The organism is Aquabacterium sp., from assembly GCF_035476535.1.
In the GTDB taxonomy this organism is placed as follows: domain Bacteria; phylum Pseudomonadota; class Gammaproteobacteria; order Burkholderiales; family Burkholderiaceae_C; genus Pseudaquabacterium.
The window spans coordinates 1-12323 of record NZ_DATILJ010000304.1; the positions used below are offsets into that span (position 1 = coordinate 1).

A 12323-nucleotide genomic window follows, 5' to 3' on the forward strand; every position below is an offset into this window, starting at 1 on the left:
GGCACCGAGCACGACCTCTACGGCCAGGGTGAGTTGGTCGAAGGCTTCGAGCGCAAGATCGCCGCGCTGCTGGGCAAGCCGGCCGCGGTGTTCATGCCCAGCGGCATCATGGCGCAGCTGGTGGCCGTGAAGCTGTGGACCGAAGCCGCCGGGCTGCAGCGCTTCGGCCTGCACCCCACGTCGCACCTGCTGCTGCATGAAGAGCAGGCGCACGAGGCCGTGATGCGCTGCCATGCCGTGCCGCTGGGCGATCGCCTGCGGCCGCTGCTGGCCAGCGATCTGCAGGCCTGCCGGCAGACGCTGGCCTGCCTGATCGTCGAGCTGCCGATCCGCGAATCCGGCGGCCAGCTGCCCAGCTGGGACGAGCTGGAAGCCCTGAAGGCCGAAGCCCGGCAGCGCGGCCTGCGCCTGCACATGGACGGCGCGCGGCTGTTGGAGAGCACAGCCCACTACGGCCGCAGCCCCGCGGAGATCAGCGCCGGCTTCGATTCGGTCTACGTGTCGGTCTACAAAGGCATCGGCGCACTCACTGGCGCGCTGCTGGCCGGCGACGAGGACTTCATCGCCCAGGCCCGCGTCTGGCGCCGGCGCCTGGGCGGCACGCTGTACCACCTGAGCCCGATGGTGGCCTCGGCCGCGATGCGCTTCGACGAGCGCCTGGCCATGATGCCCGCGCTGCAGGCCCGCACGCTGGACCTGGCGGCCGGCCTGGCCCGCCTGCCGGCGCTGCGCGTGAACCCGGCCGTGCCGCACACGCCGATGCTGCACCTGTACTTCGATGCCAGCGCCGAAGCGCTGATGAACGCCCGCGACGAGTTGGCGGCGCAGGCCGGCTGCTGGCTGGTCGACGGCGCACGGCCCACCGAGGTGCCGGGCTGGAGCGTCACCGAGCTCACCGTCGGCGACCGGCTGCTGCAGATCGACAACGAGCGCGTGATGCCGCTGTTTGCGCAGCTGTGTGCGCGCTTGTGTGCACATTCGTGCGATGCGCAGCAGGCGGGCGCAAGCCCCTCGCTCACGACCAGGACGCCTTCATGATCGAACACCACATCGACATTCCCAGCGCCGATGGCGCGATGAACAGCTTCGTCGTGCACCCGGAAGAGGGCGGGCCCTTTCCGGTCGTGCTGTTCTACATGGACGCACCCGGCAAGCGCGAGGAATTGCACGACATGGCGCGGCGCCTGGCCGCGGTCGGCTACTTCGTCGTGCTGCCGAACCTGTACTACCGCCGCTCGCGCGACTTCCGCGTGATCGAGCGCACCGAGGCCGCGCTGGCCGAGATGTTCGGCCTGATGGCCACGCTGAACGCCGCCACCACCGTGTGCGACACACAGGCGATGCTGCAGTTCGTCGATGCGCAGCCGCAGGCCGATGACCGCCGCATCGGCGCCGTCGGCTACTGCATGAGCGGCCCCTTCGTGATGTGGGCCGCAGCGGCCTTTCCGGAGCGCCTGGCCTGCATCGCGTCGATCCACGGCGCGAACATGGTCAGCGAGCAGCCCGATTCACCGCACCGCATGGCACCGAAGGTCCGCTGCGAAAGCTACTTCGCCTGCGCCGAGATCGACAAGTGGGCCTCGCCCGCCGACATCCAGCAACTGCAGGCCGCGCTGGAAGCATCGGGCACGCCGCACCGCATCGAGTGGTACCCCGGCGCCGAGCACGGCTTCGTGTTTCCGCAGCGTGGCGCCATCTACAACCGCGCCGCTGCCGAGCGGCATTGGGAACGCCTGTTCAGACTGTTCGAGCGCAGGCTGCGCCGTCGCTGACATCGTGCCGGGCGGATCGCCGATGCCCGCGCTGCTGAGCACCGCTGCTGCCTTCGCGCGGGCCGGCGAGGTCTGCTGGCCGGGTGACCCGGCCGCTGCGAGATGACGCGCCCGCTGCCTTGGCGGTCGTCCACGAGCCGCGGTGTCCAGGACTGGCGCGGCGCCGGCTGGTTCGTGCTGGCTTGTGGCGCAGTGGGGCTGGCGCTGCTCTGCTGCATTCCGCTGGCCTCGCGCCTCTCGTTGCTGCGGCATGCCGATGGCTACCTGCGCACGACGATGACGGTGCAGTCCGTGACGGCTGCGCGCGGCTCCGGAGTGCGGCGCTACAGCGCGCAGGGCCGTTTGCCCGATGGCACGACGGCCAGCATCGCCATCGCGCCGCTGGCCGACCGACCGCTGCGCACGCTGGCCGAGTTGGAGGCCTTCACCGGGCAGCAGCCCGTCGTGCTGGACGTCATGGTCAATGAGGCCTATGCCGGCAACTGGTTGAGGAGCTACCGTGTGCGCTTGTACGACCCGTTGTTGCGGCAGCACGAGGCTGTCAATGTGCTGAAGCTGCTGATGCTCATCGGCGTGTCGATCGGCGTGGCGGCGCTGGCGGTGCAGCGTTGTCGGTGCCGCCGCTGAGCGACCACCGCTGACATAGGCCGTGCCGCGCCGGATCGGCGCGCCAGTGGATACGATGCACTGACCACCCGGACGCTGCCTCACCCGATGTCACCCCTTCTGCAGACCGCCGCGAGCTTTGCACGGGCCCACGAGATCCCCTGGCCGCGGGACCCGGCGGCCTCACCCGCCCCGGGCGAAGTGCCCTGGGGTGTGCACCACGATGACCCACCACCGTTCAACCGGCTGCGCGGGCCGGTGCACCCGCGCGGCCCGCAGTCCGGCGTGGTCTGGCAGCACGGCCGGGAAATCGGCGCCTGGGGCGAGCCGGAGCGTGCCGACCAGACCTTCAGCGTGGCCAAGTCCTACCTGGCGCTGCTGGCCGGCGTGGCCCAGGGCCAGGGGCTGCTGCCGGACGAAGACGCCCCGGTGGCCACGCAGTTGCCCGGCATCGGCTTCGACAGCGCACACAACCGCGGCATCACCTGGGCACAGCTGCTGACGCAGACCAGCGAATGGGAAGGCAGCTGCTTCGGCCTGCCGGACATCGTGGACCGCTGGCGCCAGGTGGCCAACGATCCGCGCCCGGCCGGCGGTCCCAAGGGTGGCGCGCGGCCCTTGCAGGCGCCCGGCACGTACTGGGAATACAACGACGTGCGCATCAACCAGCTGTCGCTGGCACTGCTGCACCTGTTCCGCCAGCCGTTGCAGCAGGTGTTTCTGGACCACGTGCTGCGGCCGCTGGGCGGCGGTGATGGCTTTGCCTGGCAGGGCTATGACGATGCCTGGTTGGCGCTGCCCGGCGTGGGCCGCGTGCAGTCCGTGCCCGGCGGCACGCATTGGGGCGGCGGTGTGGCGATCAGCGCGCGCGACCAGGCCCGCGTCGGCCAGCTGCTGCTGAACCAAGGCGTTAGCAGCGGCCGGCAGCTGATTCCTCGCGCCTGGCTGGACAAGATGGCTGAGCCGAGTGCGATCGCGCCGTTCTATGGCCGCTTGCTGTGGCTGAACCCGGACGGCCGGGCCTTTCCCGGCGCGTCGGCACAGGCGGTGTTCATGCTCGGCGCCGGCGGCCACATGGTGTGGATCGATCCGGTGTTCGACGCGGTGGTGGTGCTGCGCTGGCTGGATTCAGCGCACGCGCCCGCGGTGATGGCGAAGATCGCGGCGGCGTTGATCGCCGGGTGAACTGCTGGCCCTCATCGGCGTGTCGTGCGCGCTGAGGGGGCTGGTGCGGCGGCACTGCCATCGTCATCGCGATCGGCTGCATCGAGGCGGGCCGCCAGCTTCTTCGGTGCCAGGTGGCGGTAGCTGGCACGCAGCAGCCCGGCCACTTCGTCCCAATCGGTGTCCTTGTCCAGCGTCATGCCGACGATGTCGGGAAACCACACCGGCCGGAAGAACGGCGCCCAGGTGTAGGCGAAGGCGTCGAAGGCCGGCAGCGGCGAGCGGAAGGTCAGCACACAGGCCGGGCCGTCGGCGCCCAGGGCCTGGGCATAGGCCGGGGGCCACCCCGAGGCCACGCACAGCACATGGGCAAAAGTCTGCTGGCGGATGCGCCAGCGCGTGCCGACCCAGGCCGCTTCTTCACGGGCCTGCGGCAGCGCCAGGCAAACCGGGCGCAGCCTGGCCAGGATCTCGGGCGGGACCTCGGTGCGCTTCATGGCCGACAGGCTAACCCATAGGCTGGCCGCCCCCGCAGTCATGTCGAAGGCGTTGAGGCGGACCTGAGGGGTACGTCGTTCCTCAGGGGGTGTGACGTCCACGATAGTGGATACTGCGGCAACTCGAAAGTCAAGACCATGCGCACAGACCCCACCGATGCGATCTCGGCCTCGCTGAAAAGAGAGCGTGCCGCCCGCGGCTGGTCGCTGGCCGAGCTGGCCGAGCGCTCCGGCGTGTCCAAGGCCATGATCAGCAAGGTCGAGCGTGGCGAAGCCAGCCCGACGGCGACCGTGCTGGGCAAGCTCTCAGGCGCCTTCGGGCTGGCGCTGTCGGCCTTGCTGGCGCTGGCCGAAGGGCGGGGCGAGCGCATCAGCCGGCGGGCTGCACAAGCCGTCTGGCAAGACCCGGAGACCGGCTACCTGCGGCGTGCGCTGTCACCCCGCGAGCAGGGTGCGCTGGGGCCGCTGGAACTGCTGGAGATCGAGTTGCCGGCCCAGGTGCGCGTGCCTTATCCCGCGGCGGCTTTTGCGTTCCAGCACCAGCAACTCCTGGTGACCGAAGGCCAGCTGCTGTTCCAGGAGGGCGACCAGACGCATCGCCTTGAGGCGGGCGATTGCCTGCAACTGGGATCGCCGATGGATTGCACCTTCATCAACCCGGGCAAGCGACCCTGCAAGTACCTGGTGGCGCTGGTGCGCCGCTGAACTTCTGTCAGGTCCCGCTGCGCCGATAGAACACCAGCGAGCCCGCCAGTGCCAGCAGGGCGCCGCCGCAGCAGCGGTCCAGCCACAGCACCGCGCGGCGTCGCAGCAGCCGGATGGCATGCGCGCCGACCGCGGCATAGCCGAACATCACGATGAAGTCCAGCGCCGCGAACACGATGCCGATCAGCGCGTACTGCGGCCATTGCGCCGCGGCGGGGTCGATGAACTGCGGCAGCAGTGCCGAGCAGAACAGGTAGCCCTTGGGGTTGGTCACGGCGACCGCAAACGAACGCGCAAACACCGCTCGCGGGCTGACCTGGCCCGGCACGGCAGCCGAGCCGGACAGGTCCAGCCCGCCGTGCGAACGCAGCAGGCGCCAGCCCAGCCAGGCCAGGTAGGCGGCGCCCACCCACTTCAGCACCGAGAACCAGAACTCCGACGCCGCCAGCAGTGCACCCAGCCCCAGCGCCACCGCGCCGACCAGCACGAAGTCCGACGCGACGGCCCCCAGCATGCCCGGCACGGCGCGCCGCAGGCCGATGCGCGAGCCGTTGGCCAGGGCCAGCAGCACCGTGGGCCCGGGGGTGGCGATGGCCACCAGGGCCACCAGCGAAAACGCGATCAGGGTGCTGGCGTTCATTCAGGATCCTGCGGCAGTGCAGCGACCCGGCAGCATAAGGCCGCCGGGAACGGGGCTTGCCCCTGTGGGGTTCCATCCGTGGAAAGGGACCTGAGCATGAACGCGCCCGATGCACTGAAGCCCGCCACCCACCTCGCTCGCCACGAGCGCCGCTACCCCGGCGAAAGTGCCGCCTACCGCGAGGCGCGCACGGCATTGCTGGCCGAAGAAGTCGAGTTGAGGCGCCACATCGAGCGTGTGGCCGTGCAGCGCCGCGCGCTGCCGCCCGGCGGCCAGCTGCCCGAGGACTACGCCTTCGAAGGCGAGCACGGCCCGGTGTTCTTGTCGGAGCTGTTCGGCGACAAGCAGACGCTGGTGACCTACAACTGGATGTTCGGCCCGCAGCGCGAGCGGCCGTGCCCCATGTGCACCTCGCTGCTGAGCGCGATGGACGGCCAGATGCCCGACATCCTGCAGCGCGTGGCTTTCGCGGTGATTGCACGCTCGCCGATCGCCCGCCTGCTGGCCTTCAAGCAGGAACGCGGCTGGCGCCACCTGTACATCGTGTCGTCGGCCGGCAACCACTTCAATGAGGCCTATGCCTTCGAGACCGCGCCGGACCAGGACAATCCCGCGCTGAACGTCTTCACGCGCCGGGACGGCGTCATCCGGCACTTCTGGGGTGGTGAGATGGGCCCGGAAAGCGCCGATCCGGGCCAGGACCCGCGTGGTGCGCCCGATCCGACGCCGCTGTGGAACATCCTGGACCTGACGCCTGAAGGGCGCGGCCACGACTGGTACCCGAAGCTCCAGTACGACGTTTGAACCGGCTCAGCGGGTTTGCGGGTGGCAACGAACGTTCTACTATAGTGGATGCCGTGCCAAACCTCATGCCGACCCGAAGGAGCTGCCCATGAACCTGCTGCCCTGCACCGAAGAGCGCCACGCCGGCGCGATCCTCGAGATCTTCAACGAGGCCATCGTCAATTCCACCGCGCTGTATGACTACCGGCCGCGCGCGCCGGAATCCATGGTCGGCTGGTTCGCCACCAAGCGCAGCAATGGCTTTCCGGTGATCGGCGTGGAAGACGACCACGGCCGCCTGCTCGGCTTTGCCAGCTACGGCACGTTCCGCGCCTGGCCGGCCTACAAATACAGCGTCGAGCATTCGATCTACATCCACCGCGAACACCGCGGCGCCGGCCTCGGGCGCCGGCTGCTGGAAGCCTTGATCGCCGCGGCGCAAGAGCGCGACGTGCACACGATGATCGGCGGCATCGACGCCGCCAACGCCGCCAGCATTGCGCTGCACACGAGCCTGGGCTTCGACCATGCCGGCACCATCCGTCAGGCCGGCTTCAAGTTCGGCCGCTGGCTGGACCTGGCCTTCTACCAGCGCGTGCTGGAGACGCCTGCGCAGCCGGTGGACGGCTGAGTCGCGTCACCAGGGCGGCTGGAAAGTCACGGTCAGGCGCGGCGGCTCCACGCCGCGCTCCGGCGTTTTCACCCGCAGCAGCGCGCTCGACGGCGCGGCGCTCGAACTGGCGCTGTAGGTCTGGCCGGTGAAGGCCTTCAGCGCCAGCTCATAGCCCAGCATCTGCGGCGTCAGCTCGCTGCTGTACGGGATGCCGAACTCCAGCGCGTCGGCATCGGCCGGTGGGTCGTTGCTGCCCTTGCCGCGCGCCGCGCGCAGCTTGCGCTCGGTATCCTGCCGATCGCCGGCCAGCGGGTTGTAGCGCACGTCGAAGCTGACGTTGCGCGAGACGGTGGCTGACTGCTGTTTGAAGATCGCGCAGAAGCCGGTGGGCGTGGCCTGCACCGCACCGGTCCAGCCGCCGTTGGGGTCGCCGGACATGCTGTCGCGGTAGTTGATGGTGTCGACGGGCTTGGCGCCGGTGGGCACGTCGACGCAGACCACCTGGTCGCGCACGCAGCCGGCGCGGCCGCAGGGCGCCACGGTCTGCGGGGTGCCCTTGACCAGCAGCGTGCGCTTGTCGTCCACCACCGTCGGTGCGCTGAAATCCTTCAGCACATAGCCCAGCGGCTTGCGCGGAAACAGCTCCAGGCCGAAGGGGAAGGTCACCTGCCGGATATTGGACTGCCAGAATTTCCAAGAGCCCTTGGGCATCACCGCGCTCAGCTCGATCGGCACATGCACCAGCGCACGCTCGCTGAAGCTGGTGGCCAGCGCCTTGGCCGGGATGGTCAGCGCCATGCGGTTCGGCGGCGTCACCTGCAGCCACTCGGCCGGCGCCGGCTGGCCGGCCACCGTGAGCGAATACGCGGTGGCGCCGGCGCTGGGCAGGTTGCTCTCGATCAGCAGCCGGTAGCTGCCGTCGTTGCGAAAGTATTGCGTCGCACCCTCGATGCGCCGGACCTGCGGCACGCCGTCACTGAACGGCGGCCTGGCCAGTTGCGCGCTGACATCGAGCACCACGCGGTCTTCGATGCGGCCGCGCTCACCACCGTCGGGTGGCGTGATCGCGGCCTTCTTGTCCAGCGCGCGCAGCAGGGCTTGCGGGTCGGCGGCCAGCTTGTCCCAGCGCTCGTCCACCGTGTCGCCCAGCGCCACGCGGGTGTTGGCGATCATCAGCTGCAGTTCACGTGCGGACTTCGAGGCCGTCAACGACCCATCGCCAATGGCCTTGCCGGCCAGGAAGGCGGCGCGCGCGTTGAGCTTGTCCAGCACGAAGCCGGCGGGGAAACCGGGTGCGGACACGGTCAATGCGTCGGCGGCCACGGCCGGCGGCGGGCCAGTCAGCACGGTGACGGCGCCCACGGCGCCAAGCTGCACCTTGCGAAATACGCTGCGCATCGTCATCGCCACCCGCCTTGCTGTCAGGAACTGCCGAACCAGCCCTGATCCTGCGCCCACTGCAGCCGGATTGCCAGTGCAAGCACCGCCGCTCAGGGGGCAGGCGCGACCCGGGCCCCCAGCCTCCGCGACAACGCCTCGCCGCAGGCGATCAGCAGCCGCGCGGCTTCGCCCTGGCGCGACGCATCGAGCATCGCGCTCGGCCCGATGGCGGTGAGCGCCAGCACCATCGTGCCGAAGCCGTCGAACACTGGCGCAGCCACCGCGGTGATGCCGGGCACCGTGCCGTCGGTGACGCTGGCGAAGCGCTGCTCGCGGATGCGTTCGAGCTCGGCTTCGAATGCAGGCTCCAGTCGCGCGGTCTTTTGGCCGGCTTCGGCGCGCAGCATCGCCAGCACCTGATCCCGCGAGACAAAGGCCGCGAACAGCCGGCCCGATGCCGTGCCCCGCACCGAAACCACCGTGCCGTGCCGCATGTTGACGTGCACTGCCGTCGGCCCTTCTTCCAGGCGCACGAAGGTCGGCCCGCGATTGCCCCAGATGGCGATGCCCACGGTCTGCCCGACCGCCCGGGCCAGCACGGGCAACTCGGCCGAGGCCAGCCGGATCGGGTCGACCTGCTGCAAGCTGATCAGACCCACCTGCAGCGCCAGCGGCCCCAGCCCGTAGTGGCCCGTCACCGCATCCTGCTCGATCAGCCCGATCTTGCCGAAGCTGGCCAGGTAGGGATGAGCCTTGGCCGGTGTCATGTCCGCTTCACGGGCCAGGTCTTTCAGCGGCATCGGCCGGCCCAGGTGCACCAGCGCACGCAGCAACCGGCCACCCACTTCGATGCTCTGGATGCCCCGTGATTCCCGCGGTTCCGAAGCCGAGGCAGGAGGCGATTTTCCAGTGCTGGTTTTTGCCATGGGTATTTTTACTTAACGGAATGAGTTCGACATTATCGAACTTATTGACTAAGATCAAGTCACTTTCACATTGTTGAACGGGTTCGCCATGAACAAAGCATTTGCCTCGCAAGCCGACCTGGAAGAAAAGCAGGTCAGCTTCACGAAGCTGTCCGACAACGCCTACGCCTACACCGCCGAGGGCGACCCGAATACCGGGATCATCATTGGCGACGACGCGGTGATGGTCATCGACACGCAGGCCACGCCGGTGATGGCGCAGGACGTGATCCGCCGCATCCGCGAGGTGACTGACAAGCCGATCAAATACGTCGTGCTCAGCCACTACCACGCGGTGCGCGTGCTCGGCGCCTCGGGCTACCGGCCCGAACACATCATCGCCAGCCGCGACACCTACGACCTGATCGTCGAGCGCGGCGAGCAGGACAAGGCCAGCGAGATCGGCCGCTTCCCACGCCTGTTCCAGGCCGTCGAATCGGTGCCGGCCGGGCTGACCTGGCCGACCATCACCTTCACTGGCCGCATGAGCCTCTGGCTGGGCAAGCTGGAAGTGCAGCTGATCCAGCTCGGCCGCGGCCACACCAAGGGCGACAGCGTGGTCTGGCTGCCCGAGCAGCGCATCCTGTTTTCCGGCGACCTGGTGGAGTTCGATGCCACGCCCTATGCCGGCGACGCCTACTTCAAGGACTGGCCGCAGACGCTGGACAAGATCGCCGCGCTGCAGCCGGTGGCGCTGGTGCCCGGCCGCGGCGCCGCGCTGACCACGCCCGAGCAGGTGGCAGCCGGCCTGGCCGGCACCCGTGGCTTCGTCTCCGACATGTACGACAGCGTGCAGGCCGGCGTGAAGGCCGGCAAGGACCTCAACGCGGTCTACAAAGAGACCTACGCGAAGCTGAAGCCCACCTACGGCCACTGGGTCATCTTCGACCACTGCATGCCCTTCGACGTGACCCGCTGCTTCGACGAGGCCACGCAGTACGCCGACCCGCGCATCTGGACGGCGGAGCGTGACGTGCAGATGTGGAAGACTTTGGAAGGCTGACGATGAAGCTGGCCGACCTGCGATCGACCGCAGCCGATGCGCTGGACTACCAGCACCTGCAGTTCGACTACCAGCGCAGCACGGATCAGGACGCAGTGCAGCCGGTGCGCCACCCGGTCGTGGTGGTCGGCGCCGGCCCGGTGGGCTTGTCGCTGGCCATCGACCTGGCCCAGCGCGGCGTGCGCGTGCTGCTGCTGGACAACGACAACACCTTGTCCACCGGCTCGCGTGCAATCTGCTTTGCCAAGCGCACGCTGGAGATCTTCGACCGCCTGGGCTGCGGCCAGCGCATGGTCGACAAGGGTGTGTCGTGGAACCTGGGCCGCGTGTTCTTCCGCGACGAGCCGATCTACAGCTTCAATCTCCAGCCCGACAGCGGCCACGAACGGCCGGCCTTCATCAACCTGCAGCAGTACTACGTCGAGGGCTTCCTGGCCGAACGTGTGGCCGAACTGCCGCTGATCGAGCTGCGCTGGAAGAACAGGATAGTCGGCGTCGAGCAGCACGCCGATCACGCGCTGCTGACGGTGGAAACACCCGACGGCAACTACCGGCTGCAGGCGGACTACCTGGCGGCCTGCGACGGTTCGCGCTCTGCTGTGCGCCAGCTGATCGGCCAGGAAAGCAAGGGCCGCGTCTTCCGCGACCGCTTCCTGATCGCCGACGTCAAGATGCACCTGGAGAACCAGCCCTCCGAGCGCTGGTTCTGGTTCGACCCGCCGTTCCATCCGAATCAAAGCGTGCTGTTGCACCACCAGCCCGACGATGTCTGGCGCATCGACTTCCAGCTCGGCTGGGACGCCGACCCTGAACACGAGAAGAAGCCCGAGAACATCATCCCGCGCGTCAAGGCGCTGCTGGCGAACTCGGCGATGAAGGATGCCGAATTCACGCTGGAATGGGCCAGCGTCTACACCTTCGCCTGCCTGCGCATGGCGGCTTTTCGCCATGGCCGCGTGCTGTTCGCCGGCGACTCGGCCCATGGTGTATCGCCCTTCGGCGCACGCGGCGCCAATTCCGGCGTGCAGGACGCCGAGAACCTGGCCTGGAAGCTGGCCGCCGTGCTGCAAGGCCAGGCGCCGGACGCGCTGTTGGACAGTTATGCAGCAGAGCGTGAATTCGCCGCCGACGAGAACATCCTGAACTCCACGCGGGCCACCGACTTCATCACGCCGAAGAGTGAAATCAGCCGCCTGTTCCGCGACGCCGTGCTGCAGCTGGCCAAGACCCAGCCGTTTGCGCGCAGCATCGTCAACAGCGGCCGGCTGTCGCTGCCGGCCACACTGGACGGCTCTGCCCTGAACACACCCGACGACGACGCCGACTTTGCCGGCCGCCTGCGGCCTGGTGCACCGGCCGCCGATGCACCGCTGCAAGACGCCGAGGGCCGTGCCCGCTGGCTGCTGCGCGAGCTGGGCGAGGGCTTCACGCTGCTGCTGTATGGCGAGCGGCACACGCCGGCACAGATCACCGCGCTGCAAGCGGCGGGTGAGGGTGTCGCGCCGCTCACGCTGTTGCGCGTTGGCGCTGCGGCGCAGGATTCGGCGTCGCCCTTGATCGACGCTCAAGGCCTGGTCGCTCAGCGCTACGACCTGCGCCCGGGTGATGCCGTGCTGCTGCGGCCTGACCAGCATGTCTGCGCGCGCTGGCGTCAGCCCAGTGCAGCAGGCCTGCGTGCCGCGCTGCAGCGCGCGCTGGGCCGCGTCTGAAGGAGCTTGTTGTCATGCCGCTGATCACCGAACCCCATCTCGACCACCCCGACGATTTCTACGAGGCGCTGATCGATGCGCACCGTGAGTTGTCCACCGAACACAGCCATGCCCTGAATGCCCGCCTGATCCTGCTGCTGGCCAACCACATCGGCTCGCTCGATGTGCTGCGCGAGGCCCTGCAGGCCGCGCGTGACAGCCAGCCCGCCTGAATCCCGCCTGCCCCTTTCGTCATTCACACCACCCGGAGATCACACCGATGACCCGCCCGATATTTGCCCGCCGCACCGCCTTGATTGCCACGCTGGCGCTGTCGTTTGCCGCCACGAGCGCCCTGGCCCAGGACACGCGGCCGATCGAATGGGTGGTGGGTTATGCCGCCGGTGGTGGCTCCGACATCGTCGCGCGCTCGGTCGCCGAGGCGATGAGCAAGACGCTGGGCCAGACCATCGTCGTCAACAACAAGCCGGGTGCGGCCACCAACAT

The 12323-nt window shown here is 68.8% G+C and carries 14 protein-coding genes and 1 pseudogene; 11 read left to right on the forward strand and 4 right to left on the reverse strand.

Translation table 11 applies throughout. The features are described 5' to 3' along the window. The 4 genes from VLK61_RS29430 to VLK61_RS29445 form a co-directional block, all read left to right on the forward strand. The coding region (locus VLK61_RS29430; RefSeq protein WP_325426813.1) for a threonine aldolase family protein at positions 1 to 1038 on the forward strand (1038 nt) is incomplete at its 5' end. Next, on the forward strand, positions 1035 to 1772 hold the full coding sequence (locus VLK61_RS29435; RefSeq protein WP_325426815.1) for a dienelactone hydrolase family protein: 738 nt from the start codon (positions 1035 to 1037) through the stop codon (positions 1770 to 1772). The genes VLK61_RS29430 and VLK61_RS29435, both read left to right, overlap by 4 nt. 102 nt (positions 1773 to 1874) lie before the next feature. Beyond that, complete coding sequence (locus tag VLK61_RS29440) at positions 1875 to 2399, forward strand: hypothetical protein (protein WP_325426817.1); 525 nt, start codon at positions 1875 to 1877, stop codon at positions 2397 to 2399. A gap of 87 nt (positions 2400 to 2486) precedes the next feature. Continuing rightward, positions 2487 to 3563, forward strand: a complete 1077-nt coding sequence (locus tag VLK61_RS29445) for a serine hydrolase domain-containing protein (RefSeq protein WP_325426819.1) — start codon at positions 2487 to 2489, stop codon at positions 3561 to 3563. A gap of 11 nt (positions 3564 to 3574) precedes the next feature. Here the strand turns inward: VLK61_RS29445 and VLK61_RS29450 are convergent, their stop codons facing one another. Continuing rightward, positions 3575 to 4039: a hypothetical protein gene (locus tag VLK61_RS29450; RefSeq protein ID WP_325426821.1), complete on the reverse strand. Its 465-nt coding sequence runs from the start codon at positions 4037 to 4039 to the stop codon at positions 3575 to 3577. Between the two features lie 138 nt (positions 4040 to 4177). On the opposite strand from VLK61_RS29450, the gene VLK61_RS29455 reads away from it, so the two are divergent. Beyond that, on the forward strand, positions 4178 to 4744 hold the full coding sequence (locus VLK61_RS29455; RefSeq protein WP_325426823.1) for a helix-turn-helix domain-containing protein: 567 nt from the start codon (positions 4178 to 4180) through the stop codon (positions 4742 to 4744). 7 nt (positions 4745 to 4751) lie between these two features. Here VLK61_RS29455 and VLK61_RS29460 read toward each other — a convergent pair whose 3' ends face one another. Beyond that, positions 4752 to 5384 carry a LysE family translocator gene (locus VLK61_RS29460; RefSeq protein WP_325426825.1) on the reverse strand — a complete coding sequence of 211 codons (633 nt, stop codon included), beginning with the start codon at positions 5382 to 5384 and terminating at the stop codon, positions 4752 to 4754. Between the two features lie 96 nt (positions 5385 to 5480). Here VLK61_RS29460 and VLK61_RS29465 point away from each other — a divergent pair, with 96 nt between their 5' ends. Continuing rightward, positions 5481 to 6188: a DUF899 family protein gene (locus tag VLK61_RS29465; protein ID WP_325426827.1), complete on the forward strand. Its 708-nt coding sequence runs from the start codon at positions 5481 to 5483 to the stop codon at positions 6186 to 6188. Between the two features lie 88 nt (positions 6189 to 6276). Next, the gene (locus VLK61_RS29470; protein WP_325426829.1) at positions 6277 to 6798 is read left to right on the forward strand and encodes a GNAT family N-acetyltransferase; all 522 of its coding nucleotides are present in this window, start codon (positions 6277 to 6279) and stop codon (positions 6796 to 6798) included. A gap of 6 nt (positions 6799 to 6804) precedes the next feature. Here VLK61_RS29470 and VLK61_RS29475 read toward each other — a convergent pair whose 3' ends face one another. Then, the gene (locus tag VLK61_RS29475) at positions 6805 to 8184 is read right to left on the reverse strand and encodes a hypothetical protein (RefSeq protein ID WP_325426831.1); all 1380 of its coding nucleotides are present in this window, start codon (positions 8182 to 8184) and stop codon (positions 6805 to 6807) included. A gap of 86 nt (positions 8185 to 8270) precedes the next feature. Continuing rightward, complete coding sequence (locus tag VLK61_RS29480; protein WP_325426833.1) at positions 8271 to 9086, reverse strand: IclR family transcriptional regulator; 816 nt, start codon at positions 9084 to 9086, stop codon at positions 8271 to 8273. Positions 9087 to 9174: 88 nt separating this feature from the next. On the opposite strand from VLK61_RS29480, the gene VLK61_RS29485 reads away from it, so the two are divergent. The 4 genes and pseudogenes from VLK61_RS29485 to VLK61_RS29500 form a co-directional block, all read left to right on the forward strand. Beyond that, positions 9175 to 10128 (forward strand): MBL fold metallo-hydrolase, encoded by a 954-nt coding sequence (locus VLK61_RS29485; protein WP_325426835.1) that lies wholly within the window; start codon positions 9175 to 9177, stop codon positions 10126 to 10128. Between the two features lie 2 nt (positions 10129 to 10130). Beyond that, positions 10131 to 11837 (forward strand): FAD-dependent oxidoreductase, encoded by a 1707-nt coding sequence (locus VLK61_RS29490; protein ID WP_325426837.1) that lies wholly within the window; start codon positions 10131 to 10133, stop codon positions 11835 to 11837. 14 nt (positions 11838 to 11851) lie between these two features. After that, positions 11852 to 12049, forward strand: a complete 198-nt coding sequence (locus tag VLK61_RS29495) for a DUF2783 domain-containing protein (protein WP_325426839.1) — start codon at positions 11852 to 11854, stop codon at positions 12047 to 12049. Between the two features lie 47 nt (positions 12050 to 12096). Continuing rightward, a pseudogene (locus tag VLK61_RS29500) lies at positions 12097 to 12323 on the forward strand (tripartite tricarboxylate transporter substrate binding protein); the annotation flags it as partial.